Here is a 26360-nt window from a genome sequence, read left to right on the forward strand (position 1 = left end):
GGCTTACCCTCATGTCCTCCGGTCCTCTTTGGACTGATCTGAGTATGGCCACGGTCGCATGCGCTCGTCAAGTCCCCATGGGGACTGATTTAGACTCGATGTGCGACCAGACAAGGAGGCGGCGATGGTGGCGAAGTATGAGCGGGTGGCCGAGAGCATCCGTCACAAGATCAGAACCAAGCAGCTACCAGCGGGTGAACGGCTCCCCGCCGAGACTGCCCTAAGCGAGGAATACAAGGTCAGCGTGCCCACCATCCGCCAGGCGATGGGCGTACTCCGAGCGGAAGGGTTGATTGAGTCCCGGCAGGGAATCGGCACATATGTTCGTGCACCCCGTCAAAAGGTCCGCCGCGACTCGGCCCGTCACCAATGGGAAAAGGACCGTGCACGTTCGGCTGAGACGGAGCGGCGAGCCACGGGAGCAACGGAACGCGACACCGGCCTTGCGATTGATGACCTCCAGTTCACGGCCTGGTATGACAGGGTGGAGGCTGACGAACGACTCGCGGCCGTGTTTGAAATTCCTGTTGGCACAACGCTTCTGCAACGCAATTACCGAACCAAGTTGCGGAATGAGCCAGCACCGTTGAACCTCAGTACCTCGTACATGGTGTACGACGTAGCTGCCGCGAATCCGGAGCTCGTTGACGACACTAACGAGCCGTGGCCGGGCGGCACTCACCACCAGCTCTACACCCTCGGCATCGAGGTCGACCGAGTTGTGGAGACGGTATCGACCCGCCCGCCGACCACAGCGGAAGTGGAGGAGCTCGATATCACGCCCACCGTCTCGGTATTTGTTGTTCGTAAGAGGATGATTGACACGTCCGGCCACACCGTCGAGTACTCCGACGTAATCTTGCCCGGCGACCGAACCGAGATGACTTTCGAAACCAAGCTCACGAGGTGGGACCGCCGATGAACAACAAACTGATCTCCGTCATTACGCCGGTATACCGTCCTGTCCCTGAATTCCTCAGTGCAGCTTACGAATCGCTGACCGCGCAGGAGCTTCCCGAGGGTTGGGAATGGGAATGGCTGGTGCAAGAGGACGGCCTAACGGGTGATGTTGCTCGCCTGTTGCCCCAGGACCCGCGAATCAGCTTCGGGATGGGTCGGCACGGGGGGCCGGGAGTGTGCCGATCGCTCGCCCTGGCGCGAGCAGAGGGCAGCCTTGTCAAAGTGCTCGACGCGGACGACCAGTTGACTCCCGGAACCCTGCTGCGCGATATCACGGCCCTGAGTCAGCCCGGGATCGGCTGGGCGACATCCAAGGTTCTCGACCTGCTTGAGGACGGCACGACGGTCGGGTTCGAATACGATCCTGACGGCGGTCGGCTTCAATCGCAACAAGTCGTTCAGCACTGGCGCACCCACAATTACCGGGCTCCGGTGCACCCGGCGACCCTGTGCATCCGCCGCGATCTGCTGTTGGCGCTGGGTGGTTGGATGGCTCTGCCAGCGTCCGAAGATACCGGGCTACTACTCGCGGCCGATGCTGTCGCGGACGGCTGGTTTTCGTCGGAGCCGGGCTTGCTCTACCGGAAGTGGCACGGCCAGGTGACCGCGCACCCTGCACACACCGAAGCTGACGAGATCGCCGCCCGGATGGCACTAATCGCAGCTCGGGCCGAAGTCTTGCACGAAACCACCCGATTCAAACCCAGCAACACGGTGACCGCCTAGTTAGATTCCGTGCGTCGAAGGCCGATCGCTGCGCAGCGGTCGGCCTTCTTCGTGCCCACACCTAGACAACTTGTTGCCGAATTTCGCCATACAGGATCAAGAGCGCCCGCGGCGGCGCATACGCGCCGCCGCCGCGCTACGACGCGCGGCGCTGGCTGATAAGGCGTCGCCCGCGGCGCGTCGGCGCGTCGGCGGCACGTTTGCGCCGTGGCAGGACGGTCCGTGTTCCTGTCTGGCCGCCTTCTCCAACAACCGGGCGGTGCTGGGCACGACGAGTGCCCTACCGGACTTGCCTCCCGCAGCCGAGCACGAATCGGCCGGCATGCGCCCGGTCGACTGGCTGTGGTCGCCTCCCACGCATCACCAGAGCACAGAGCACCTGGCACACAGAGCACCTGGCAGTAGCCCCCGGACCATCAGCAACCCGACAGCAGTTCCAGGACAATTGCCGGACAAGCCCGCGTCCTTGCGCGTCCTCCGGCCGCGTGGCCCTGATGGTGGTCGGCCTGCATTGTGATCCCGCGCCCCTCACGCCTCAAGGGCGCCTTCGGCGTCACTGCGTGATGGCTATCGCCACCCTTGACCCGTGAGCCTCCGCGCGTGACGGGCAGGCCGTAGGGGCAGGCGGTGAGCCAGCCCCCGAGGTGTGCAGGCCGACCACCATCAGGGCCAAGCCCGTGCACTCTACGTGCAACATCTCACAGTCTTCGGCGGTCAGCCACGGACAACGCCGAGTGAGAACCCCACCGGGGTACTGACATGAAAAATCCCCCCGACCTGGTGATATGCCGGGGGGATGTGGTGGCCAGGGCCGGGATCGAACCGGCGACCTTCCGCTTTTCAGGCGGACGCTCGTACCAACTGAGCTACCTGGCCGCAGGCACCCGTTCCGGGCTACTGCGCGAAACGCTGCCATACGCGAAGCGCCGGATTGCTCCGGCGCTTACTTGCGACCCTGACGGGACTCGAACCCGCGACCTCCGCCGTGACAGGGCGGCGCGCTAACCAACTGCGCCACAGGGCCATGCTCTGCTACCAACGATCCGTGGACCGTACCCCCTACGGGATTCGAACCCGCGCTACCGCCTTGAAAGGGCGGCGTCCTAGGCCGCTAGACGAAGGGGGCTCGTCCCGGATTTCTCCGGACCGGCTTTCAACGGCTGTCCGTTGGGAGCTCGCATAGCTTATGACAGCTTCGCCGAGATTCCCAAATCGGCTGGTCAGAGGCCCAGTCCGAGCTCTTCCAGCCGTGCCGAGGCACCCCACCCGTCCACCGCGAACTTCTCGCACCACTCGGGCGTCGCCATCGACGCCACGACGACCTCGAGCGCCTCCTGGAACCGGCTGCGCAGATCGGACGCGCCGCCGAGCAGGTCCACCAGGTAGCGCTGGCCGGCCAGCGCCGCGGTGAGCGTGCGGGTGAACCGGTCCGGGTCGGCGTCCTCGCGCAGCTGACCGTGGTCGATCGCGCGGACCGCCAGCGAGCGGGTGGCGCGGGTGAGGATGCGCCCACCACCGACCTGCACGTCGCGATAGAAGTCGGGCTCGATGATGAGCCGGTACTCCGCCTGCACGATGATGTCGTGCTCGAGCCGCAGCGCGAGCTCGTCGATCATGCCGTGCAGTACGTCGAGTGGACCGAGATCCGTTCTGGCCAGCCATCTCTCGGCCGAGGAACGGTAGCGTTCGACCGCGGTCTCCAGCACCGCCCTTGCCAGGTCCTCCTTGGAGTCGAAGTGGAAGTACATCGCACCCTTGGTCGCGCGCGATCCTTCCAGGATCCGGTTCAGCGATGCCGCGGCATAGCCGCTCTTCCCGAATTCGACGGCGGCGGACCTGATAATCGCCGCCCGTGTCCGGCGGGCCCGCTCTTGCTGCCGTGCCATGCTCGAAACGCCTCCGAAGCTACTCACCGCCAATCGAAGCCCCCCGTAGGACTGGACCCCTGGCGCACAGTTAATAAAGGTAAATACTTGAAGCCCGGTTTCTCGCGGAAATTCGGACCTGAGGTACGAAAACTCGAGAATTCCGTTAAACACACCAGCTGGTATAATTTCTCTGCCCGGGTGCGCCGCAGGGGGTGCGCACCCGGGCGTACCTACGTCTCGGACCTGTCTCGGATCAGCCTCCTGCGGCATAGACTCCTTGATTGCCACAACCGGACCGGCCGGTCGCAACACCTGCGGGCACCACGATGACGAGTCGAATTCCGACCGCCCCGGGTGGCACGGCGATTCTTCCGGAATTCACCAGAGCGTCACCGTACCCGCAATCGCGTTCCGACACGCGGCAAACCGGCGAGTCAGATAGCCGACCGCGCGGATAACTGTGACAGCTAACATTGCGCAATCGAAAATGATTGTCCGGGGCGGATTTCCAATTCACCACGGATGCCGACATCCCGGCACCACGCGACCGCGCCCGGCGCCGCCGCCGATCGTCCGCGCCGACCCGCATCCGCCGGCCCTCGCCGCAGCGGCGCCGGATGACCTACCGACTGCGAAACCAAACTGATTGGTAGGCAACACGATTCGATAGTATCCGCGCCCGGCCGAAATGAACAAAGCTCGGCCCCAACCGGATACCGCGACCAGCACCCCCGGCCCCCACGCCCAGCCCACCGCTGCCGTCACCACGGCCGCGCCGTTACCATGCCGCCCCGCGGCTCCGCTCCCCCGGTTTCCCCAACCCCGCCCGAGCCCATTACACTTGCCCCTCGCGCCCCTATAGCTCAGTTGGTAGAGCTACGGACTTTTAATCCGCAGGTCCCAGGTTCGAGCCCTGGTGGGGGCACCAGGCGGCAGGCGCCCGGGGTCGCCCGGGCGCCTGTGTCGTTCCCAGGGGTCGTTCCCAGGGGATCCACCGCCGGCACACAGGGCGGTCCCAGCGGCCACAGCAACCATGAATGTCGGCATCACGACCGGGGTTTCCTTTACTGTGAGGCCGTCCCCGGCACATCGGGGGCATCCTTCGAGACAGGCGGAGCCGATGACTTCCTTCGACGAATTGCTCTCCAACGTTCCGATCAGCCAGATCGCCGAGAAGCTCGGCGTGGACGAGTCCACCGCGCGCACCGCCGTGCAGGCCGCGCTGCCGACGCTGCTCGGCGGGTTGCAGGCCAACGCCGCCGAGCCCGCGGGCGCGACCGCGCTGGTCGGCGCGCTGGACAAGCACGATCCCGGCCTGGTCGAGGGCCAGGGCGCGGTCGACATCGCCCAGGTGGACGTGGCGGACGGCGCCAAGATCGTCGACAAGGTGTTCGGCGCGGAGAAGAACACGGTCATCAGCGCGCTCGGCTCGACCGCGGGAACCGGCGGCAACGACTTGGTGGCCCAGCTGCTGCCGATCCTGGCCCCGATCGTGCTCGCCTACCTGGCCAAGCAGCTCACCGGTGGTGCCGCGGCACCCCAGGCGCCCGCACCCGCGCCCACGCCCACGCCTTCCGCCGGCGGCGCGATCGGCGACATCCTCGGTGGCCTGCTCGGTGGCGGCAAGGGCGGCATCGGTGGCGCCATCGGCGAAGCCATCGCCAAGAACGCGGGTGGCGCCCTCGGCAACGTGCTCGGCGGCCTGCTCGGCGGGAAGCGCTGAATCCGGCGATCCGGCGTAACGGCGGCGCGGGCGCGGCGATAGATCGGTGATTGTCGGGGACCGAACGAGCGAGCAAGGAGCCCACTCGGCGACCGCCTGCGCCTACACTCGGGGGAGGTCGGGCCGGGTTTCGCCGCTGAAACCGGGACCTTCGTCCCAACCGACGGGGCCTTCGGTCGTGACTTCCCCCTGTCACCGCCCGATGCGTTTCGCCTCACACCTACGGTGCCGTAAGGTATGGCCGCATCGGGCACGGTCTACTCCGGAAATACGACCTGCAAGCGTGCACGCAGACAATGAAGGGCTGATACATGGCAAGGGATCTGACTCAACTCGAACTGCTCACGGAGTTGGAGCCGGTTGCCGAGGAAAACGTCAACCGTCACCTCTCCCTGGCTAAGGAATGGCATCCGCACGACTACGTCCCGTGGGACGAGGGCCGCAACTTCGCGGCACTCGGCGGCGTGGACTGGGATCCGGAACAGTCCAAGTTGAGCGAGGTCGCCAAGGCGGCCATGATCACCAACCTGCTCACCGAGGACAACCTGCCCTCCTACCACCGCGAGATCGCGGAGAACTTCTCCCAGGACGGGGCCTGGGGCACCTGGGTCGGTCGCTGGACCGCCGAGGAGAACCGGCACGGCATCGTGATGCGCGACTACCTGGTGGTCACCCGCGGTGTGGATCCGGTCGCGCTCGAGCAGGCCCGCATGATCCACATGACCAACGGCTTCGCCTCGCCCGCCGAAGCCGACGCGGGCTTCCTGCACTCGGTCGCCTACGTCACCTTCCAGGAACTCGCCACCCGCGTGAGCCACCGCAACACCGGCAAGGTCTGCGACGACCCGATCGCCGACCGCATGCTGCAGCGCGTAGCCGCGGACGAGAACCTGCACATGATCTTCTACCGCAACATGTGCGGTGCGGCCCTGGACCTGGTGCCCGACCAGGCCATCGAGGCGATCACGCTGATCCTGGAGCACTTCCAGATGCCGGGCGCGGGCATGCCCAACTTCCGCCGCAACGGCGTGCTGATGGCCAAGCACGGCATCTACGACCTGCGCCAGCACCTGGAAGAGGTCGTCCAGCCGGTGCTGAAGAAGTGGAACGTCTTCGACCGCACCGACTTCACCGCGCGCGGTGAGCAGACCCGCGAGCGGCTGGCCGCCTTCCTGGACAAGCTGTCCAAGGACGTGGTGAAGTTCGAGGAGCAGCGCGACCGCATGCTGGCTCGCGAGGCCAAGAAGCGCGAGATGGCGGACGCCGCCGCGAGCTGACGCCACAGCTCGACCCGGACAGCGCCCCATTCCCGAACAGCGCGTCGTTCCCGAACAGCGCGTCGTTCCCGAACAGCGCGTCGTTCCTGAACAGCACAGCGCCGCCGCCGAATCGCTCGGCGGCGGCGCTGTCGTGTCGGGTCACTTGATCGGCAGCGCGCCGTCCACCCCGCCGACGTCGGTGATCTTCCAGTCGGCGTTCTTGTCGAGTGTCACGGTGTAGGTGACGGTGGTCTGCGCGCCCTCGGGGCTCTGCGCGTTGGTGGAGGTGACGTTGACGAAGACGTTCACCTTGTAGGTGCCGTCGGCCTCGGAGGCGACCTCGGCGGCGATCGGCGACGCGGTGGAGGTCCACTTGAGCGGCACCAGGATCTGCTCGAGCTTGGGCGCGGTGGCGTCGAACTTGGTCGCCAGCTGCGGGGTGGTGTTGGCCTTCAGCTTGCCGACCCAGGCGGTGACGTCCTGGTAGTTCACCGTGGCCGCGCCGACGGCGTAATCGGTGGCGACCTGCTCGGCGCGGCGCTCGTCGGCCGCGCGGGCGTCGCGCTCGTCCAGGTCGCCCCGGGCCGACCACCACAGTGCGCCGAACACCACGGCGAGCACGGTGGCCACGGCGAGCGCCACCGACCATCCGATCGTCGACAGCGGGATCGACACGGTGGCGCCCTTCGGACGGGCGGGCGCGGACTCGGCCGCCTCGCGCGGCTGGCCCGGTTCGATGTCCTCGGCTGGCATGGGGAACTCCGATGTCGTCGTGCAGGCGTCCAGATGAATGCGTTACGCCCGGTATCGCTAATTGTGGGTGGTCACAGACTAGGGGGTCGCGCTCGGGCGCTTACCAGCCGGTAGTGCCCTGATGAGACACTGGAGGGCGTGACGATGACTACCGAGGCGACCTCGACGCTGCGGATCGGCCCGTATCCGGTCGATCCGCCGGTCGTGCTCGCGCCGATGGCGGGCATCACCAATCTCGCGTTCCGCAAGCTGTGCCGGGAGTTCGGCAGCGCCACCTCGATCTACGTGTGCGAGATGATCACCGCCCGCGCGGTCGTGGAGCGCAACGAGAAGACCCTGCACATGATGTCCTTCGACGCCGACGAGCATCCGCGGTCGATGCAGCTCTACGGCGTGGACCCGCAGACGCTCGGCGAGGCCGTGCGCATCATCGTCGGCGAGGGCTGGGCCGACCACATCGACATGAACCTCGGCTGCCCGGTGCCCAAGGTCACCCGGCTCGGCGGCGGTGCCGCGCTGCCCTACAAGCGCGCGCTGTTCGCGCGGATCGTGCGCGCGATGGTCGCCGCCGCGGAACCGGCGGGCGTGCCGGTGACGGTGAAGTTCCGTATCGGCATCGACGACGATCACCACACCTACCTCGACACCGGCCGCATCGCCGAGGCCGAGGGCGCCCGCGCGGTGTCGCTGCATGCCCGCACGGCCGCGCAGCGCTACTCCGGCCAGGCCGACTGGTCGGCGATCGCCCGGCTCAAGGAGGCCGTCACCACCATCCCCGTGCTCGGCAACGGTGACATCTTCGCCGCCGAGGACGCGGTGCGGATGATGGCCGAGACCGGCTGCGACGGCGTGGTGGTCGGCCGCGGCTGCCTGGGGCGGCCCTGGCTGTTCGCCGAGTTGCAGGCGGCGTTGCGCGGTCAGCCGCTGCCGGAGCCGCCCAACCTGGGCCGGGTGGGCGAAGTGCTGTACCGGCACGGTGCGCTGCTGTCCGAACACCTCGGCGAGGACAAGGCCATGCGCGATCTGCGCAAGCACATGGCCTGGTACCTGATGGGCTTCCCGGTCGGCGCGGACCTGCGCCGGTCCTTCGCGACGGTGTCGAGCCTGGCCCAGTTGCGTGACCTGATCGGCCGGCTCGATCCGACCGCGCCGTTCCCCAAGGACGCCGAGGGCCCGCGCGGGCGCCAGGGCTCCCCGGGCAAGGTGGCGCTGCCGCACGGCTGGCTCGACGACCCGGACGATCCCGCCGTGCCCACCGCGGCCGACGTCATGCACAGCGGGGGCTGATCTGCGGAAACGGTGTGACGGCACAGCCGGATTCGCACCAGAGTGGCTCACCGTGGCGGAATCGTTATCATTGGCGCAATCGTGTCATGCCGGTCGAGCTCGGCCCGGGCGACAGCAAAGAAGTAAAGCGAGGTTCGTTGGTGGGTGACGATCGGCACGGGCATGCCCAGCGGCCCGGAGGTCGCGCCCCGTGGGAGCGCTATCCCGCGGCGGAGACGCCCGATCGTGAGGGCTCGCGCACGTCGCGGCGGTCCCGGCACCTCGACGCCCCCGACGAGGGCACCCCGCTGACCGTTCAGGACCTCGTCGAGAAGGTCGACAGCGAGCGGGTCGCCCGGCGCCGCCGCGCCGCCGATCCGCGCGCCACGTCAGCGGCCACCCCACCCCGCTCGGCCGACCCCCGCGCCGCTTCACCCGCGACCCCTCCGCGGTCAGCCGACCCCCGCGCCGCATCACCCACCACCCCACCGCGGTCAGCCGACCCCCGCGCCGCATCACCCACCACCCCACCGCGGTCAGCCGACCCCCGCATCGCACCGCCGGCCACGGCACCGGGCGCGACCGACCCGCGCACGGCCGCACCTGCCACACCATCGCGCGCGACCGACCCGCGCGCCGCGTCGCCCGCCGCTCCGCGCCAGGAAGCCCCGTCCGCGCGCCGCCCAGCCCAGCCCCCCACGGCCCGGCCCGAGCCGGGCCGCCGGTCGAAGTCCTCCCCGATCGTCGACGACATCACCGGCGGCCAGGCCGCCGCACCCAAGCCGACGAGCGGCCGTAGGCACGCCGAGCCCGTGGCGCCGCCGGAGGACGCCGAAGAGGTCACCGACATCATCCCGCCGGTCGCCGAGCGGGAGCCCGCCCGCAACGCGATGGGCTGGCCCACCACCGACGACGTGGCGGACGAGCCGGACAAGCCCGCCGAGCCGAAGGCCGTGCCGAGCCCGCCGCTGTCGCGGCTGGCCGCGAGCAGGCAGCGCCGCACCCGGCGCGCCAAGGCCTTCGGCCGCTCGGCCGCGGCGCTGTCCGCCGTGCTTGCCCTGCTGATCACCGGCGGTGGCTGGAGCTACCTGCGCTCCACCGGCAACGACTTCACCCAGGTGTCGGCGCTGGACGAGAACTCCGAGGACATCGTCGATTCCGACGCACAACTCGGTGACGAGAACTACCTGCTCGTGGGCACCGACACCCGTGCGGGCGCCAACGGGCAACTGGGCGCAGGCACCCTGGACGACGCCGAGGGTTCTCGCGCCGACACCACCATGCTCGTGCACATTCCGAAGGCGCGGAACCGGGTCGTCATCGTGTCCTTCCCGCGTGATCTCGACGTGACCAGGCCGAAGTGCAACGGCTGGGATGGCGACAAGACCTACACCAAGGAGACCTTCCCGCCCGCCATCGGCGACAAGCTCAACGCTGTCTATGCCCTCGGTGGCCCGCAGTGCCTGGTTTCCACGATCCAGCGCCTCACCGGCGCCTCGATCAATCACTTCATCGCCATCGACTTCGCCGGCTTCGAAGCGATGGTCGACAAGATCGACGGGGTCGAGGTCTGCGCGACCAAGCCACTCGTCGACGATGTGCTCGGCACCATCCTGGAGAAACCGGGCAAGCAACGCATCAACGGCGAGACAGCTCTGAAGTACGTGCGCGCCAGGCACGTCTACGGCGAGGAGCGCAGCGACTACGACCGGATCAACCGCCAGCAACGGTTCCTCGCCTCGTTGCTGCGCGGCGCCCTGTCGAGCAATGTGTTCCTCGATCTGGGCAAGCTGAACGGTTTCATCAAGGAATTCACCGCTCATACGATGGTCGACGAAACGACCAAGCCCGAGGATCTGCTGACGCTCGGCCGCTCGTTGCAAAAACTCGACGCCGGTACGGTGACCTTCCTCACCGTGCCGACCGCAGGCACCACCGCCTACGGCAACGAGATCCCTCGCGAATCGGACATCAAGGCGATTTTCAAGGCGATCCGAGACGACCAGCCACTGCCCGGCGAGAAGCCGACGACCCCGGCCGACGCGCCGGCCCCGGCCCCGGCCGCGCCGACCCCGTCGACGTATACGGCGGTGGACCCCTCCACGGTCTCGCTGCTGGTCTCGAACGGCTCCGGCTACGACGGCCTGGCCCGCACCGCGGCCACCAAGCTCGACAACCACGGCTTCACGATCTACAACGTCAGCAACTACGCCAACGGCACATCGGCAACAACCAAGGTTCGCTACGGCGCGGGGCTCGAAGCCGAGGCCGCCACGGTGGCCTCGGCGGTCCCCGGCGCGACCATCGAGGCCGCCGACGACCTCGGCGGCATCGTCGAGGTGGTCGTCGGAACCGACTCCGCCAACGGCGTTACCGTGCAGGCTCCGACCCCGGTCGGTGATGTGATCAGCAACGTCGCGACGAGCACGTCGGTCGAGTCGGCTCCGGCCGTCCTCCCCGCGGATCTGGAACACGTCAACGCGGCCGACGAGATCTGCAAGTAGACGGTCCGTCAGCTGTGCCTTGCATTCCGAAAATATGCTCGGCAGCAGGCGAAATCGCGGGACTCCCACCTCGCCCGCAGTACTCGACGGTGTTCGACTTCGAGAAGGGGGTTTTAGTGGTACGAAAGCTGATCTTCGTGGCAGGTGTGGCGGTTCTACGTCTACAGCTGATCGAACCCGGTGGGCGCGGCCGTGACCTGCGAGTGACCTCGGCGGACGCGCCCACCTCCGGTTAACCCGGTGTTGGTGACTTGGTCGCCGCATCGCACTAATGTCAGCGTTCATGCGTGTCATCTACAACGAGCAAATGACCGATCTCGCCCGCCTGCTGGGCGAGATGGCCGACCTGGCCGGCTCGGCGATGGATCGGGCCACCCAGTCGCTGCTCCAGGCCGACCTGGCCCTGGCCGAGCAGGTGATCAGCGAGGGCGACCGGATCGCCGAGATGATCTCCGATGCCGAGGAGCGGGCGTTTGCTCTGCTGGCGCTGCAGGCGCCCGTCGCGGGCGACCTGCGCCAGGTGGTGAGCGCCATCCAGATCGTCAACGACGTCAACCGGATGGGCGCGTTGGCACTGCACGTGGCCAAGGTCACCCGCAGACGCCACCCCAACCACGCCTTACCGGAGGCGGTGAACGGCTACTTCGCCGAGATGGGCCGGATCGCGGTGAGCATGGGCCAGGGCGCCAAGGAGGTGCTCGAGACCCGCGACCCGCAGCGCGCCGCGCAGCTCAACGAGGACGACGAGGCGATGGACGACCTCCACCGCCATCTGTTCACGCTGCTGATGGACCGGGAGTGGAAGTACGGCGTCGCCGCCGCGGTCGATGTCACGCTGCTGGGGCGCTACTACGAGCGCTTCGCCGACCACGCGGTGGAGATCGGCCGCCGGGTCATCTTCCTGGTCACCGGCACCCTGCCGCCCGACCCCGACGTCGAGAACTGAGACCGGACGCTCGGCCCGGGTCACGCCCGGGCAGAGCGTCGAAAGACGGGAAAGGCCCGCGCGATTCGCGCGGGCCTTTCCGGTATCCGGGGTCGATCAGCCGAAGCGGCCCGAGATGTAGTCCTCGGTCGCCTTCTGGCCGGGGTTGGAGAAGATCTTCTCGGTGTCGTCGATCTCGATCAGCTTGCCGGGCTTGCCCTGGGCCTCCAGGTTGAAGAAGCCGGTCTGATCGCTCACGCGCGCCGCCTGCTGCATGTTGTGCGTGACGATGACGATCGTGTAGTCCTTCTTCAGTTCGGTGATCAGGTCCTCGATCGCCAGGGTGGAGATCGGGTCCAGCGCCGAACAGGGCTCGTCCATCAGCAGCACGTCGGGCGAGACCGCGATCGCGCGGGCGATGCACAGGCGCTGCTGCTGACCGCCGGACAGGCCGCCGCCCGGCTTGTCGAGGCGGTCCTTCACCTCGTTCCACAGGTTCGCTCCGCGCAGCGAGCGCTCGGCGACCTCGTCGAGCTCGCTCTTGTTGCGCACGCCCTGCAAGCGCAGGCCGGCCACCACGTTGTCGCGAATCGACATGGTGGGGAACGGGTTCGGGCGCTGGAACACCATGCCGATGGTGCGGCGCACGCCGACCGGGTCGACGTTCTCGCCGTAGATGTCCTCGCCGTCGAGGGCGACAACGCCCTCGACGCGGGCGTTGGGGGTCACCTCGTGCATGCGGTTGAGCGAACGCAGCACGGTGGACTTACCGCAGCCGGAGGGACCGATGAAGGCGGTCACACTGCGCGGCAGCACGGTCAGCGAGACATCGGCCACGGCGTGGAACTTGCCGTAGTAGATGTTGAGGTCTTTGACGTCGATCCGCTTGGCCATGTGAGTTTCCGTTCGCTTCTATCGGTTCCGCGTGAGCAGCTTGTTGACGACCGCGGCCGCCGCGTACAGCAGGGCGATGAGCAGGATCAGCGTCAGCGCCGCACCCCACACCCGCTCCCGGCCCGCGGCCTCGGGGTTGGCCAGCTCCTGGTAGATCAGCAGCGGCAGCGAGGCCATGTTGCCGTCGAAGAGGTTGGTGTTGATGGATTTGGCGTAGCCGACCAGCACCAGCACCGGCGCGGTCTCGCCCATCACTCGGGCCAGCGACAGCAGGATGCCGCTGATCATGCCGGGCAGCGCCGTCGGGACGACGATGCGCACGATGGTCTTCCACTTGGGGATGCCGAGCGCGTAGGAAGCCTCGCGCAGCTCGTCGGGCACGAGCTTGAGCATCTCCTCGGTGCTGCGCACCACGACCGGCAGCATCAGCAGCACCAGGGCCAGCGACACCGCGAAGGCGCTCTGCGGGAACCCGAGGGTCGCGATCCACAGCGCGAAGATGAACAGCGCGGCGACGATCGAGGGCACACCGGCGAGGATGTCGACCATGAAGGTGGTCACCTTGGCCAGCCGGCCGCGGCCGTATTCGACCAGGTAGACCGCCGCCATGATGCCCAGCGGCACCGCGATGATCGCGGCCACCGCCGACTGGATGATGGTGCCGTAGATCGCGTGGTACACACCGCCGCCGGACTGGTCCGGCAGGATGCCCTTCTGGGAGTTCATCCACCAGGTGGAGGAGAGCACCGCGCCGATGCCCTCGCTGACCACCATCCACAGCACCCAGCCCAGCGGGATCAGCGCGACGGCGAAGCAGATGCTCACCACGGCGGTGGCGATGTGGTTCTTGACCTTGCGGGAGGTGCTGATGTCCCGGAAGGTCGGTGCCTTGACCGGCTGGTCGAACTTGGTCAGCGTCGTCATCAGCCGTTCACCTTTCCGCCTGCCGCGAGCCGGGCCAGCGCGTTGACCACGAAGGTCAGCGCGAAGAGCACGAAGCCCGCCGCGATGTAGGCACCGGTCGGCAGCGGCGAGCTGAACTCCGATGCCGCCGAAGCGATCTTGGAGGCGAAGGTGTAGCCGCCGTCGAACAGCGACCAGCTCCCCGCCTGTGCCGAGGTCCGCAGCACGACGAGCACGGCGATGGTCTCACCGAGCGCGCGGCCGAGACCGAGCATGGAGCCGGCGATGACACCGCTGCGCCCGTAGGGCAGCACGGTCATCCGGACGACCTCCCACTTGGTCGCGCCGAGGGCCTGGGCGGCCTCGATGTGCGCGACCGGGGTCAGGTTGAACACCTCGCGCGAGACCGAGGTGATGATCGGCAGGATCATCACCGCGAGCACGATGCCCGCGGTGAAGATGGTGCCGCCGCCGGAGATCGAGACGTTGCCGTCGGAGAACAGGAAGAACCAGCCCAGGTTCTCGTTCAGGAAACGCTGCACCGGCTCGATCTTCGGCGCGAGCACGAGGAAGCCCCACAGACCGAACACGATCGAGGGCACCGCCGCCAGCAGGTCGACCAGGGTCGCGAACGGCCTGGCCAGCGCCTTGGGCGCGTAGTGGGTGAGGAACAGGGCGATGCCGACACCGATCGGCACCGCGATCACCAGCGCGAACACCGAGCTCAACACGGTGACCATGAACAGGTCGCGGATGCCGAACCGCAGGTTGTCCGGGTCGCTGGTGCTGAACTCGGTGCTGGTGAAGAAGTTCACCGTGTCGGCCCTGAGCGAAGGCACCGCGCGGATCAGCAGGAACAGCGCGATCAGCGCGATGGCGGCGACGATGACGGCGCCGGCGGCGGTGGCCAGCGACCGGAAGATCGTCTCCGCGCGCCCGCTGTGCGGCGTCCTGGTCTTCGTGGGGGCCGATTCGGTGTTCGGTTCACTCGGCATGTGCGCAGTATCTCCAGCCGCGGAGGGGCCCGTCGAATCCGACGAGCCCGTCGCGGCCACCTCAGGGTGCACGGTCATGGCTGGCTCAGGAGATGGCGTTGATCGCCGTGGTCAGCCGGGTCTTGAACTGCTCGGGGATCGGGATGTACCCGTTGTCCTCCAGGCCGTTCTGCCCGTTGGTCACCGCCGAGGTCAGGAACGCCTTGACGGCCTGGCCGGTGGCGGCATCGGCGTACTTCGAGCACACGATCTCGTAGGTCGCCATCATGATCGGGTAGGAGCCCGCCACGGTCGGCTGGTAGAACGAGCTGGTGTCGAGGACCAGGTCGTTGCCCTCGCCCTTGATCTTCACGCCGTCGATGGCCTTGCCCGCGGTCTCGACCGAGAGCTTCACCGGCTCCGGCCCGGCCGAGGTGACGATCTGGGCGACCGAGAGGTTCTGCGACTTGGCGAAGGACCACTCGTTGTAGGTGATCGAGTTCTTGGTGTTCTTGATCGCGGCCGAGGTGCCCTCGTTGCCCTTGGCGCCCTCACCGACACCGCCGTTGAAGGTCTTGCCGCCGCCCTTGCCCCAGGCGCCGCCCGAGGCCGCGTCCAGGTAGAGCTGGAAGTTGTCGGTGGTACCCGACTCGTCGGAGCGGAAGATCACCGCGATCGGCGCGGCGGGCAGCTGCGCGTTCGGGTTCAGCGCCTTGATCTCGGGGGCGTCCCAGGTCTTGATGGTGCCGTTGAAGATCTTCGCCGCGGTCGGGCCGTCCAGCACGAGGTCGGTCACGCCGTCGATGTTGTAGGTGATGGCGATGGGGCCGAACACGGTCGGCAGGTTCCAGGCCGGGGCGCCGCAGCGTTCCTGGGCCTTGGCAGGCTCGCCCTTGGACTGGCTGAGCGGGGAGTCCGAGCCACCGAAGTCGGTCTGGCCGCCGAGGAACTCGTTGACGCCCGCGCCGGAGCCGCTGGAGGTGTAGTTGAGGGTGTAGCCGTCGCAGTTGGCTTCGTAGGCGGCGATGAAGCGCTCCATCGCGTTCTTCTGGGAGGAGGCGCCGCTGGCCTTCAGCGACTCCTTGCCGCCGCAGGCGACGCTGCTGTTGGCCGCGTTGCTGGTGTCACCGCTGGTGTTGTCGTCACTGCCACAGGCGGCGAGAGGCATGGCGACGACGGCCAGAGCACCCACCAGGGCGCTGCTGCGCTTGAAATTCACTATTCCTCCGGGAATCGCGTCCGACACGCCCGGTCCCTCACCGGCCCGGGCGGGTGGTTGTGGTGGCCGTTCACGGGGAACTTGCGCACCGGGCAACGGCCTGCTGCCCACAAATAACGTAGAGTCGCCCGGTTGACAGTTGGACGAGCCGGAGTGAACGCGAGGTGAACAGGGCCGTCCGATTGCGTCCGAATTGCGTGATATTTGCCGCATTTTTACCTGCGGACACTCCCGCGCCACCTCGCGTTCCGTGATCGACCCCCGGTCAGGCCCCGTTCGCGGCGTACGCCACGTCCACGTGCGCGGGCGCGAACCCGAGCTTGGTGTAGGTGTTCACCGCGGCGGTGTTGTCGGCCTCGGTATACAGCAGCACCCCGCCCAGCCCGCGCTCGCGCAGGTGGTGCAGACCCGCCAGGGTGAGCAGTCGGCCCAGGCCACGCCCCTGCGCCGCCGGATCGATCCCCACGACGTAGACCTCGCCCACCGGCGGCTGCTCGTCGGCGTGCACCTTCGTCCAGTGGAAGCCGAGGACGCGGTCGGGCGCGGCGGTGTCGGTGGCCAGGAACAGGCCGGCCGGATCGAACCAGGACTCGGCCCGGCGCACCGCGATGTCGCGCTCGGTCCAGCCGCCCTGTTCGGGATGCCAGTCGAACGCCGCATTGTTGACGCGGAGCAGTTCGGCGTCGTCGGCCGGACCCGCGTAGGTACGGAGGACGATCCCGTCCGGAACCACCAACTCCGGTAACTGCGGCGTTGCCAGGCTGCGGCGCATCTGCCACAACTCGCGGGCGGTGCGCAGCCCGAGCCGGGCGGCGACCGCCTTGGCCGCGGGCCGGTCACCGTGCGCCCACACCCGCGCGTCCGCACCGCCCGCCGCCAGCGCCTCGCGTACCAACGCGGTGCCGATGCCACGGCCGCGCCGCGCCGGCGCCACGGCGGCCTCCGCCATGGCGGGGTGATCTCCATGTGCCGGAACGAGATTCGCGTAGCCGGCCAGTTCGCCGTCGTGTTCGGCCAGCAGGTGCCTGGCCGCACCGGGCTCGCCCAGGGAGAGCACCGCCTGTTCGGAGACGGGCGCGACGCCGTCGGCCGCGCTCGCGGCGGCGAGGAGTTCGCGCACCGCGTCGGCGGTCTCGCCGTCCAGCCGCTGCGCCCAGCGCACGGTGATGTCGCCCATGGATTACTGCGCCGATCCGTTGACGGGGGCGAACGAATCGTCGCCTTCGCTGTCGTCCTCGGGGAAGGACACCGCCTCACCCTTGGCCGGGGTGCGCGCCGGGCGCACCGCCTTGTATCCGACGTTGCGCACGGTGCCGATCAGCGATTCGTACTCGCTGCCGAGCTTGGCGCGCAGGCGCCGCACGTGCACGTCGACGGTGCGGGTGCCGCCGAAGAAGTCGTAGCCCCAGACCTCCTGCAGCAGCTGGGCGCGGGTGAACACCCGGCCCGCGTGCTGGGCGAGGTACTTCAGCAGCTCGAACTCCTTGTAGGTGAGATCGAGCGGGCGGCCGCGCAGCCGGGCGGTGTAGGTGCCCTCGTCGATCACCAGCTCACCCAGGGTGATCTTGCCGGTGTTCTCGGGGCTGGCCACCCCGCCGTTGCGGCCGACGAGCAGGCGCAGACGCGCGTCCAGTTCGGCCGGGCCGGTGCCGGGCAGCAGGATGTCGTCCAGGCCCCAGTCGGCGTTGACCGCGACCAGGCCGCCTTCGGTGAGTACCGCGACGACGGGAACCGACGAACCGGTGCTGCCGAGCAGTCGGCACAGGCCGCGAGCCGCGGCCAGGTCGGTGCGGGCATCGACCAGGGCGACATCCGCGGTCCCCGCCTCGAGCAGCGAGGCCACCTCGGTGGGCGCCGGTCGCACGGTGTGCGCGAGCAGCGCGAGCGAGGGCAACACCGACTCGGGGTTGGGGTCGGAGGTCAGCAGGAGCAGCTCCACAAGCCCTCCTCCCATCTCATAGCACGGGCAACAGCAGCACCGCCGAAAGCCACATTGCTGATACAGGTGATCGGAGCAAGATTAGCGCGTAGAGCCCGATGACCTCGCACTCCGGCCACCATCGGGCACCGTCGCCGCCACCGTGCCCTTCCCGCATTAGTGTGCAGGGCATGCGCAAGCTGATCATCGGCCTGCTGTGCCTGGCGGGCGTGGCCGTGCTCGTGGACTTCGCCGCGGCCGCCTACTCGGAGTACCGCGTCTCGCGGACGCTGCGCGAGGGAGCCGATCTCAGCGCCGACCCCGAGGTCACCATCCACGGGTTCCCCTTCCTCGCCCAGGCGCTGGACGGCCGGTACCAGAGTGTGGTCATCCGCGCGGCGGTCAAGCGGCCGGACATCCCCGGCGAGATCTCCGTCGACGCCACCCTCACCGGCGTGCAACTGAGCCTGAGCGAGCTCAACGACGGCGGCGGCAGGCGGGTGCCGGTCGAGCGGGTCGAGGCGGCGATGCGCATCGAGCCCACCGAGCTGGGCAGGTTGTTCAACATCCCGGATCTGCAAGTGCATTCGCGTCCGGCGGACAAATCGGACGGCACCGGCGGATCGGGCGGTTCCGGCATGACCACCGAGGGCGCGCTGGTGCTCACCGGCACCCTGCCCGGCACCGGCACGCAGCCGGGCAAGGCGGCGGGCCAGGGCGGGGAGAAGGTCGCGGTCGACGCCGAACTCGTGCTCGACGGCGACCAGATCCGGATCACCGCCACCGAGTTGCACCGCAGCAGCGACAGCGACCTGAGCACCACCGCGGTGGTGCCCGAGGCCGAGCAGCCCGCCGTGCTGGCCCGCTTCACGCGCACCATCGATACGAAGGATCTGCCGTTCGGCGTGCACCCCACCAAGGTGATCGCGCTCGGCGGCCAGATCGTGGTCGACGGCAGAGGAGACAACGTGACCATCGATCTCGACCAGTTGCAGCGGCCATGACCGAAATCACAATTCTGATCGTCGTGCTGGTGCTGGCGGTGTTGATCGGGCTGCTGATCCGGCGCCGCGAGGGCCGCGCGCGCCCGGCGGCGCCCGCGAGCACCAACCCCGAGCGGGCCGGGCTGCTCGCCGCCGCGGGCGTCACCGGTACCGGCCCGGCGGTACTGCACTTCTCCGCGGAATGGTGTGGCCCGTGCGCGGCCGTGCGCCGCGTCGTCGCCGGTGTCACAGCGGATTTGGCGGCCGAGCCGCACCCGCCGCAGGACATCGAGATCGACATCGACGCCGAGCCCGCGCTGGCCCGCGAACTCAATGTGCTGTCGCTGCCGACGACCTTCGTCTTCGATGCCGCGGGCCGCGAGCGGTTCCGGATCTCCGGCGTGCCCAAGGCCGGCGATCTGCGTTCCGCGCTGGCCCCCTTGACGGCCGCGGACCAGGGCTGAGAACACCGGCCGCGCACCCCCGGTCCAATTTCCCGCGCCGATTGGGTAAACTGCCTCACGTGCAAGCCAACCACGAGCTGATGCTCACCCGACGCCGCACAGTGGATCTGTGTCGGCTCGGTGGTTGTTGCTGCCTGTGCCGCTGATCGGTCGGCCGTCCTCTCGTCTCTCCGACGCCGACCGCTGCCCGCCGTGCGAGTGATCTCACGATCCCCCGGCGATCTGGCAATCCCGCCATCGAAGCAATCAGCGCAGGAGTACGCACCATGTCCACCACCTCCACCACCACCGAAGCCGACGGCGCCCTCGACCGGGTCGACGTGCGCGGGCCGCGGTTCGTCGCCTGGATCACCACCGCCGTGCTGGTGCTGGTCCTGCTGGCCGCCGCCGTCTCCCCCGGGCTCGCCGCCGTCCTGATCGCCGTGCAGGCGGTCGTGTTCGCGATCGGCGCGCTGGCCGGGCCGCGCAAGCACCCCTACGGACTGGTCTTCGCCGCCCTGGTCGCACCGCGACTCGGGCCGGTGCGCGAGACCGAGCCGACCCCGCCGCTGCGCTTCGCCCAACTGCTCGGCTTCGTCTTCGCGGCCGTGTCACTGCTGGGCTTCGTGCTCGGCTCCACCGTCGTCGGCGCCGTGTTCGCCGGCTTCGCGCTGTTCGCGGCGTTCCTGAACGCCGCGTTCGGCCTCTGCCTGGGCTGCCGGATCTATCCGCTGGTCGCCCGCTTCCGCCCCGCCGGGTCCCCGGCATCGAACTGACCCTGCTCGTCATCGCTGAAAGGAACACAATGGCTCGCTCCGATGTCCTGGTCTCCGTGGACTGGGCCGAAGAGAACCTCAACACCCCCGGCGTGGTTTTCGTCGAGGTCGACGAGGACACCTCCGCCTACGACAACGGCCACATCGAGGGTGCCGTCCGCCTCGACTGGAAGAACGACCTGCAGGATCCGGTTCGCCGGGACTTCGTCAACCAGCAGCAGTTCTCCGACCTGCTCTCGGCGCGCGGCATCTCCAACGACGACGAGGTGATCCTCTACGGCGGCAACAACAACTGGTTCGCCGCCTACGCCTACTGGTACTTCAAGCTCTACGGCCACAACAACGTCAAGCTGCTCGACGGCGGCCGCAAGAAGTGGGAACTGGACGGCCGCCCGCTGTCCACCGAGCCGGTCAACCGCCCGGCCACCCAGTACAAGGCCTCCGCGCCGGATCTGTCGATCCGCGCCTTCCGTGACGAGGTCATCGCGGCCATCGGCACCAAGAACCTCGTCGACGTGCGTTCGCCCGACGAGTTCTCCGGCAAGATCCTCGCCCCCGCGCACCTGCCGCAGGAGCAGAGCCAGCGTCCCGGCCACATCCCCGGCGCGATCAACGTGCCGTGGAGCAAGGCGGCCAACGAGGACGGCACCTTCAAGTCCGACGAGGAACTCACCGAGATCTACAAGGAAGCGGGCCTGGATCCGGAGAAGGAGACCATCGCCTACTGCCGCATCGGTGAGCGGTCCTCGCACACCTGGTTCGTCCTGCAGGAGCTGCTGGGCCACCAGAACGTCAAGAACTACGACGGGAGCTGGACGGAGTACGGCTCCCTCGTCGGTGCACCGATCGAGTTGGGAGCGTAATCAGCATGTGTGCAGCACCTACCCAGGGACAGGCCATTCCGGCAGGCGTCGACGTGGAGAAGGAGACGGTCATCACCGGCCGCGTCCTTGCCTCCGACGGGCAGCCGGTGGGCGGCGCGTTCGTCCGCCTGCTCGACGGCAACGGTGACTTCACCGCCGAGGTCGTCGCCTCCGGCACCGGTGACTTCCGCTTCTTCGCGGCGCCGGGCACGTGGACCGTGCGCGCGCTGTCCTCGGCGGGCAACGGCTCGGCCGAGGTGCGCCCCGAGGGCGCGGGCATCCACACCGTGGACGTCGCGGTCGCCAAGTAAGAACAGCAGGGCACGACGGCCCCGCGGCTCCCGCCGGTTCTACCGGTGGGTTGCCGCGGGGCCGTTTCGTTGCCGGGGACCGAGGTGGATAGACTCGGTTGCGTGGTCCTCTTCTTCGAGATTCTGCTGGTCCTGGTGTCGCTGCTGATCGGCTGGTTCGGCCTGTACGTCTTCTACCGGCTGTTCACCGAGTCATGAGCGATCTCGCGAGCGAAGGTTCCGATCCGGCCGAGCGCGCGAGTGAACACAGCAACGGCAACGCGCCGGCCGACCGGCCCGCGCGGCGCAGCGGCGACCAGGCCGTAGCCGACGCCGCCGAGCGCGCCAAGGCCACCGGCAGCCGGAACATTCCGGTGCTGCCGGATCTTCCGCTGCCCGAGGACACCGCGAATCTGCGCCTCGGCCCCGATCTCAGCCCCGCCATGCTGGCGCTGCTGCCGATGGTCGGCGTGTGGCGCGGCGAGGGCGAGGGCAACGATCCCGCCCGCGGTGACTACCGCTTCGGCCAGCAGATCATCGTCTCCCACGACGGCGGCGACTACCTGTCCTGGGAGTCGCGCAGCTGGTTCATCGAAGCCGACGGCAGCTACGGCGGCCCCGACCTGCGCGAGACCGGGTTCTGGCGGGTCGGTGTGGACGGCGACGACGAGGTCATCGAACTGCTGCTCACGCACAGCTCCGGCATCGTCGAACTCTTCTACGGCACCGCGCTCACCCAGTCGTCCTGGGAGCTGGCCACCGACGTGGTGATCCGCAGCCAGTCCGGCGTCGTCGTGGGCGGCGCCAAGCGCCTGTACGGCATCGTCGAGGGCGGCGACCTCGCCTACGTCGAAGAACGCGTCGTCGCCGACGGCCCCCTGGAACCGCGCCTCTCGGCCCGCCTCCAGCGCTACATCGGCTGAACCACCCGCAGCACCGGTTCAGCCGCGACGACCGAGGGCCTCGAGGTCGATGTCGACAGGGAAGGGGACCGGCAGCTTCAGCCGGTCGTGGAAGATGCCGATCGGCACGTACCGGGCGGAGACGCGGTCGAGCTCGTAGGCGTAGACCACCACTCGATCGTCGCTGCCCCGCTCGACCCGCCAGAAATGCGGGATCCCGGCGTTGGCGTATTTCAGCGGCTTGGTTTCCCGGTCACGTTCCTCGGAGTCCGGGGACACCGCTTCGACGGCGAGGACCAGGTCCCGAAGACCAGACCCCCGTCGATCAGTTCGGTGTGTTTCGGAAGACCACGCAGCTTCAGGAACGCGTCGACGGTGTAGCCGCCCGCAGGAGGGATCACCCAGTCGGGTAGCGGCTCGACGGTCATTGCCCCAGCGTAGCGCCCGTGGGGCGGACCTGGTCGGGAAAGGGAACGGCCCCCGAGCCGTACCGGTGCGGCGGGTGCCTGCACGGGTCCCGGTCGGACAGACCGGGGGCTCGGGGGCCGGGTGACTGCCTGGTATTCGCTCAGCGCTCGCGCGGGCGGATACCACCTGCAGCGGTGGCGCTAGCGGACAGCCACCTCACGTGTCCTAGAACTATCCATTCTTCGAACCACCTCCTTCCTCGTGTACGCCCGAAGGTAGTCGGCCGTCAGGAGGTCGGCAACGTATTTTCGCGGGGGGCGGAATCCGGGGCCGACCGGGGCGAACGCTCGACGGCGACCTGCCAGGACGAGTCCACCCGCACGACGACGTCGGCGCGGTGGTCGGCGGGCAGCTGGTGGGTGACCACGACCACCACGCGGTCCGGTTCGACCAGTCCGGAGTCGGCGTCGAGCAGCGCGCGCAGCAGGTCGGCGCCCGCCCCGGCCTCCAGGTGTTCGGTGGGTTCGTCGAGCAGCAGCACCCGGGCCGGGGAGACCAGCGCGCGGGCGAGCAGGATGCGGCGGCGTTGCCCGCCGGAGACGGCCGCGGCGCCGCCCACCAGATCGGTGGACAGCCCGTCGGGAAGGGCGTCGAGCCAGTCGCCCAGACCGACCGAACGCAACGCGCGCTCGGCCTCCGCCTCGGTGACGTCGCCCCGCGCGACCCGCAGGTTCTCCAGCACGCTCGTGCCGAACAGGTGGGCGTCCTCGGCGAAGAACGTGACGTCGGGCCGGGGCGTGTCGAACAAGCCCGCCCAGAACATGAGCAGCGTCGTCTTGCCGGCACCGCTGGGACCGACGACGGCGATGCGGCGGCCCGGTGGCAGATCGGGCCGGACCGGCGCCGCGTCGCCGTCCGTCGCGACTGCGGCGCGGGTGGCGCCCTCGATGCGGTGCAGTGCGGCACGGGCGGTGGTGAGCGACTGGGCGGCGGCGGGCAGGGCCGCGGTGGCTTCGAAGGCCGACAGCGGCAGCAGCACCAGGATGGTCAGGGCCATCGGGGTCATGCCGCCGGGCAGTCCGCCGCCGGGTCCGTAGGCGACGACGCCGATGAGCAGCGCACCGAGGACGCTGGCACCCAGCGCCAGCGGCGTGGCGGCCGCGGACCAGGCGGTGCGGGCGGCGGCGCTGTCCTCCGCGGCGACCGAGCGACGGCCCGCGTCACGCGCCGCGGTGACGGTACCGGCCAAGCGGCCCGCCACCCGCAGTTCGGCGGCGTGGTCGAGGACGGTCAGCGCCCGTGCGGTGAACTCGGCGCGGTCGGCGCGCACCGCGACTTCCGCCGACCGGGCGGCGCGGGCCGACAGCCACGGCGCGAGCACGCCCGCCACCGCCAGCGAGGCGGCCAGGATCATCGCGGCGGGCACCGAAATGGTGGCGATCAATCCCACCGCGGCCAGCGCGAGCACCGCGGCCACCGCGATCGGCACGAGGGCGCGCACGATCACCGCGCCGAGGTCGTCGATGTCGCTGCCGATCCGCACGAGCAGATCGCCGCGGCGGAGCCGGGCGGCGCTGTCGGCGGCCGCGCCGGAGCCGGAGCGCCGGTCGCGGCGCAACCAGACGTCCGAGCGGGCCAGCCTCCGGTACACCGCGGCCCGCGCGTTCGTCATCGAGCGCAGTGCGACGTCGTGGGTGGCGAGCCGCTCGAGGTAGCGGGCGAGCCCGCGCGAGATGCCCAGCGCCCGCACCGACACCACCGCGACGCTGAGGTCGAGCACCGGCGGCATCTGCCACGCCCGGGCGATCAGCCAGGCGGCCAGCGCCGCCAGCCCGAGCGCACTACCGAGCGCGACCACACCCCACGTCACGGCCACCGCGACGCGGCCACGCGCGGGCTCCAGCAGTTCCCCCATCCGCCGCAGGTCCGTCCGGACGGCCCTAACCCGCTCCGCCGGTGTCGAATTCACGACGCACCGCCGGATTCCACCGACCGCCCCACCGGCACCGCCGACCGCACCTCGATCACCTGGTCGGCTGCCGCGAGCACGGTCGGCCGGTGCCCCACGACGAGCACCGTCGCCCCCGCCGCCGCACGTTCGCGCAGCGCCGCGAGGACGCCGGCCTCGCTCGCCTCGTCCAGGTGCGCGGTCGGCTCGTCGAGCAGCAGGACCGGCCGGTCGGCGGCGAGCACCCGGGTGAGGGCGAGCCGCTGCCGCTGGCCGAGGCTCAATCCGACTCCGCCCACGCCGACCACGGTGTCCCACCGGTGCGGCAGTTCGTCGAGGACGGCGTCGAATCCCGTTGCCGCACAAGCGCGGTTCAGGTCAACCAGGTCGGCGCCCAGCAGTTCCAGGTTCTCCCGCAGCGTGCCGGGCACGAGCACCGGGCGCTGCGGCAGCCAGGCGAGGCGGCGCCACCACGCGTCCGGGTCCAGCTCGCGCACGTCGATCCCGTCGACGCGCACCCGGCCCGCGTCCGCGTCCACCAGCCCGAGAATCGCGGCCAGCGCCGTGGACTTGCCGCTGCCGTTCGGTCCGGCCAGCACTGTCAGGGCCCCGGGCCGGATCACCGCGCACAAGTCCGCCGGAGCCCATCCGTCCCTGGCCCGCACACCCAGACCGGCCAACTCGACCAGCGCCGGACCCCGACCATCCACCGCCGGGCCACCCCGCCCATCCACCGCCAGGTCACCCGGCCCACCCAGCGCCGGGCCACCCCGTCCACCCACCGCCAGACCGCCCCGCTCATCCACTGCCGGGCGGTCCGTCGCCCCGACGAGCGTCCGGTCATCGATCCGACCCCGCCGCACCCCCTCAGGCTCCAACACGGCAAATGCCTTGTCGGCCGCCGCCATCCCGTCCTGCGCGGCGTGGAACCTCTCCCCCACCATCCGCAGCGGCAGGTACACCTCCGGCGCCAGGATGAGCGCGACGAGCCCGTCGTAGAGGTCCATGCCGCCGTACACCAGCCGCAGGCCGATGGACACGGCGATGAGCGCGACGCTGAGCGTGGCGAGCAGTTCCAGCACCATCGAGGACAGGAAGGCGATGCGCAGGGCGCGCATGGTGCGCACCCGCAGGGCGTCGCCGAGGGCGCGCACCCGATGCTCCATGGTGCGGGCCGCCGGGCCGCCGTCGGCGTGTTCGCGACCGAGTGCGCGCAGGGTCGGCATGCCCGCGAAGAGGTCGAGCAGCTGGTCCGACAGGCGGGTGGTCGCCGCCAGGGTGGCGGCGGCGCGGCCCTGGGTGAGCAGCCCGATCAGGACCATGAAGATCGGGATCAGCGGCAGGGTCACCACGGCGATGCCCGCGGAGACCGGGTCGTGGGCCAGGATCACCGCAAGCACCACGGGGGGCACCAGCACCGCGAGCAGCAGGGCAGGCAGATAGCCGGTGAGGTAGGCGCGCAGGCCGCTCAGCCCGGTTCCGACGACGACCGCGAGTTCGGTTCGGCGCCGGTCGAGTTCACGTGGCGGCAGGGCCGCGCCCGCCGCCAGCACAGCGGTCTCCAGTTCGGCGACCACGCTCGCTCCGGCCCGGTGCGCGATCCGCGCCTGCCACCAGCTCGCCACCGCGCGCCCGGCCAGGGCGACGGCGAGGACCACGAGTTCTGCGGTCCAGTCGGTGATCCGCCGCCGCGTGGGGTCGGTGATGACGCCGGCCAGCACCCGCCCGAGCGCGGTCGCGGCGACCACGATGCAGACGGTGGTCACCAACGACAGTCCCACGCTGTAGCCGAGGTAGCGGCGCGCCGAGCGAGCGTGCCGCCACAGGCGCGGGTCGACGGGCGGGCGGGCCACGG

At 69.3% G+C, this 26360-nt stretch carries 24 protein-coding genes and 4 tRNA genes; 14 read left to right on the plus strand and 14 right to left on the minus strand.

What is annotated here, in order from left to right:
* The first annotated feature begins 124 nt into the window (after positions 1-124).
* Both AMO33_RS17575 and AMO33_RS17580 read left to right on the plus strand, forming a co-directional pair.
* Positions 125-922 carry a GntR family transcriptional regulator gene (locus tag AMO33_RS17575; RefSeq protein ID WP_060593625.1) on the plus strand — a complete coding sequence of 266 codons (798 nt, stop codon included), beginning with the start codon at positions 125-127 and terminating at the stop codon, positions 920-922.
* Positions 919-1686 carry a glycosyltransferase family 2 protein gene (locus tag AMO33_RS17580; protein WP_060593626.1) on the plus strand — a complete coding sequence of 256 codons (768 nt, stop codon included), beginning with the start codon at positions 919-921 and terminating at the stop codon, positions 1684-1686. The genes AMO33_RS17575 and AMO33_RS17580 overlap by 4 nt, the downstream gene beginning before the upstream one ends.
* Before the next feature lie 799 nt (positions 1687-2485).
* On the opposite strand, the gene AMO33_RS17585 is transcribed toward AMO33_RS17580, so the two are convergent.
* The 4 genes from AMO33_RS17585 to AMO33_RS17600 all read right to left on the minus strand — a co-directional run bounded on the left by AMO33_RS17585 (position 2486) and on the right by AMO33_RS17600 (position 3572).
* Positions 2486-2562, minus strand: a tRNA-Phe gene (locus AMO33_RS17585).
* Between the two features lie 74 nt (positions 2563-2636).
* Positions 2637-2710: transfer RNA gene (locus AMO33_RS17590), tRNA-Asp, on the minus strand.
* 29 nt (positions 2711-2739) lie between these two features.
* Positions 2740-2812: transfer RNA gene (locus tag AMO33_RS17595), tRNA-Glu, on the minus strand.
* 94 nt (positions 2813-2906) lie between these two features.
* The gene (locus tag AMO33_RS17600; protein ID WP_060593627.1) at positions 2907-3572 is read right to left on the minus strand and encodes a TetR/AcrR family transcriptional regulator; all 666 of its coding nucleotides are present in this window, start codon (positions 3570-3572) and stop codon (positions 2907-2909) included.
* Positions 3573-4406: 834 nt separating this feature from the next.
* Here AMO33_RS17600 and AMO33_RS17605 point away from each other — a divergent pair.
* The 3 genes from AMO33_RS17605 to AMO33_RS17615 all read left to right on the plus strand — a co-directional run bounded on the left by AMO33_RS17605 (position 4407) and on the right by AMO33_RS17615 (position 6554).
* Positions 4407-4482, plus strand: a tRNA-Lys gene (locus AMO33_RS17605).
* A gap of 192 nt (positions 4483-4674) precedes the next feature.
* Positions 4675-5277, plus strand: coding sequence for a DUF937 domain-containing protein (locus tag AMO33_RS17610; protein ID WP_060593628.1), 603 nt, complete (start codon positions 4675-4677; stop codon positions 5275-5277).
* 311 nt (positions 5278-5588) lie between these two features.
* A complete protein-coding gene (locus AMO33_RS17615) occupies positions 5589-6554 on the plus strand; it encodes an acyl-ACP desaturase (protein WP_011207140.1) in 966 nt (321 codons plus the stop codon).
* 141 nt (positions 6555-6695) lie between these two features.
* On the opposite strand, the gene AMO33_RS17620 is transcribed toward AMO33_RS17615, so the two are convergent.
* Positions 6696-7289, minus strand: coding sequence for a hypothetical protein (locus AMO33_RS17620; RefSeq protein WP_011207139.1), 594 nt, complete (start codon positions 7287-7289; stop codon positions 6696-6698).
* A 144-nt stretch (positions 7290-7433) separates the two neighbouring features.
* Here AMO33_RS17620 and dusB point away from each other — a divergent pair, with 144 nt between their 5' ends.
* The 3 genes from dusB (at position 7434) to phoU (ending at position 12005) form a co-directional block, all read left to right on the plus strand.
* Positions 7434-8576, plus strand: a complete 1143-nt coding sequence (gene dusB, locus AMO33_RS17625) for a tRNA dihydrouridine synthase DusB (RefSeq protein WP_041559813.1) — start codon at positions 7434-7436, stop codon at positions 8574-8576.
* A gap of 140 nt (positions 8577-8716) precedes the next feature.
* On the plus strand, positions 8717-11059 hold the full coding sequence (locus tag AMO33_RS17630) for an LCP family protein (protein ID WP_244558092.1): 2343 nt from the start codon (positions 8717-8719) through the stop codon (positions 11057-11059).
* 283 nt (positions 11060-11342) lie between these two features.
* Positions 11343-12005: a phosphate signaling complex protein PhoU gene (phoU, locus tag AMO33_RS17635; RefSeq protein ID WP_011207136.1), complete on the plus strand. Its 663-nt coding sequence runs from the start codon at positions 11343-11345 to the stop codon at positions 12003-12005.
* A 96-nt stretch (positions 12006-12101) separates the two neighbouring features.
* Here phoU and pstB read toward each other — a convergent pair whose 3' ends face one another.
* From pstB to AMO33_RS17665, 6 genes are all read right to left on the minus strand, one after another.
* Entirely contained in the window at positions 12102-12878 is a 777-nt protein-coding gene (gene pstB, locus AMO33_RS17640; protein ID WP_011207135.1) for a phosphate ABC transporter ATP-binding protein PstB, read from the minus strand.
* Positions 12879-12896: 18 nt separating this feature from the next.
* Positions 12897-13802 carry a phosphate ABC transporter permease PstA gene (pstA, locus tag AMO33_RS17645; protein WP_060593630.1) on the minus strand — a complete coding sequence of 302 codons (906 nt, stop codon included), beginning with the start codon at positions 13800-13802 and terminating at the stop codon, positions 12897-12899.
* Positions 13802-14776, minus strand: a complete 975-nt coding sequence (gene pstC / locus AMO33_RS17650; protein WP_011207133.1) for a phosphate ABC transporter permease subunit PstC — start codon at positions 14774-14776, stop codon at positions 13802-13804. Before pstC ends, pstA begins: the two co-directional genes overlap by 1 nt.
* 85 nt (positions 14777-14861) lie before the next feature.
* Positions 14862-15974: a phosphate ABC transporter substrate-binding protein PstS gene (gene pstS / locus AMO33_RS17655; RefSeq protein ID WP_011207132.1), complete on the minus strand. Its 1113-nt coding sequence runs from the start codon at positions 15972-15974 to the stop codon at positions 14862-14864.
* A 265-nt stretch (positions 15975-16239) separates the two neighbouring features.
* Positions 16240-17151: a mycothiol synthase gene (gene mshD / locus AMO33_RS17660; RefSeq protein WP_060593632.1), complete on the minus strand. Its 912-nt coding sequence runs from the start codon at positions 17149-17151 to the stop codon at positions 16240-16242.
* 3 nt (positions 17152-17154) lie between these two features.
* Entirely contained in the window at positions 17155-17913 is a 759-nt protein-coding gene (locus tag AMO33_RS17665; protein ID WP_011207130.1) for a winged helix-turn-helix transcriptional regulator, read from the minus strand.
* Positions 17914-18083: 170 nt separating this feature from the next.
* Between AMO33_RS17665 and AMO33_RS17670 the strand changes: the two genes are divergently transcribed.
* The 6 genes from AMO33_RS17670 (at position 18084) to AMO33_RS17695 (ending at position 22170) form a co-directional block, all read left to right on the plus strand.
* On the plus strand, positions 18084-18896 hold the full coding sequence (locus AMO33_RS17670) for an LmeA family phospholipid-binding protein (protein ID WP_011207129.1): 813 nt from the start codon (positions 18084-18086) through the stop codon (positions 18894-18896).
* Positions 18893-19339, plus strand: a complete 447-nt coding sequence (locus tag AMO33_RS17675) for a thioredoxin family protein (protein ID WP_011207128.1) — start codon at positions 18893-18895, stop codon at positions 19337-19339. Before AMO33_RS17670 ends, AMO33_RS17675 begins: the two co-directional genes overlap by 4 nt.
* 266 nt (positions 19340-19605) lie before the next feature.
* Complete coding sequence (locus AMO33_RS17680) at positions 19606-20094, plus strand: DUF4395 domain-containing protein (RefSeq protein ID WP_060593633.1); 489 nt, start codon at positions 19606-19608, stop codon at positions 20092-20094.
* Between the two features lie 29 nt (positions 20095-20123).
* The gene (locus AMO33_RS17685) at positions 20124-20957 is read left to right on the plus strand and encodes a sulfurtransferase (RefSeq protein WP_011207126.1); all 834 of its coding nucleotides are present in this window, start codon (positions 20124-20126) and stop codon (positions 20955-20957) included.
* 5 nt (positions 20958-20962) lie between these two features.
* On the plus strand, positions 20963-21268 hold the full coding sequence (locus tag AMO33_RS17690; RefSeq protein WP_011207125.1) for a DUF1416 domain-containing protein: 306 nt from the start codon (positions 20963-20965) through the stop codon (positions 21266-21268).
* A gap of 194 nt (positions 21269-21462) precedes the next feature.
* Positions 21463-22170 (plus strand): FABP family protein, encoded by a 708-nt coding sequence (locus AMO33_RS17695; RefSeq protein WP_011207123.1) that lies wholly within the window; start codon positions 21463-21465, stop codon positions 22168-22170.
* A gap of 18 nt (positions 22171-22188) precedes the next feature.
* Here AMO33_RS17695 and AMO33_RS17700 read toward each other — a convergent pair whose 3' ends face one another.
* From AMO33_RS17700 to cydD, 3 genes are all read right to left on the minus strand, one after another.
* Positions 22189-22743: a Uma2 family endonuclease gene (locus tag AMO33_RS17700; RefSeq protein WP_240327548.1), complete on the minus strand. Its 555-nt coding sequence runs from the start codon at positions 22741-22743 to the stop codon at positions 22189-22191.
* A 100-nt stretch (positions 22744-22843) separates the two neighbouring features.
* Positions 22844-24472: a thiol reductant ABC exporter subunit CydC gene (gene cydC / locus AMO33_RS17705; RefSeq protein WP_060593635.1), complete on the minus strand. Its 1629-nt coding sequence runs from the start codon at positions 24470-24472 to the stop codon at positions 22844-22846.
* Positions 24473-24522: 50 nt separating this feature from the next.
* Positions 24523-26358 carry a thiol reductant ABC exporter subunit CydD gene (gene cydD, locus AMO33_RS17710; RefSeq protein ID WP_060593636.1) on the minus strand — a complete coding sequence of 612 codons (1836 nt, stop codon included), beginning with the start codon at positions 26356-26358 and terminating at the stop codon, positions 24523-24525.
* Positions 26359-26360 lie beyond the last annotated feature (2 nt).

The sequence above is a fragment of the Nocardia farcinica genome (assembly GCF_001182745.1).
Taxonomy (GTDB): domain Bacteria; phylum Actinomycetota; class Actinomycetes; order Mycobacteriales; family Mycobacteriaceae; genus Nocardia; species Nocardia farcinica.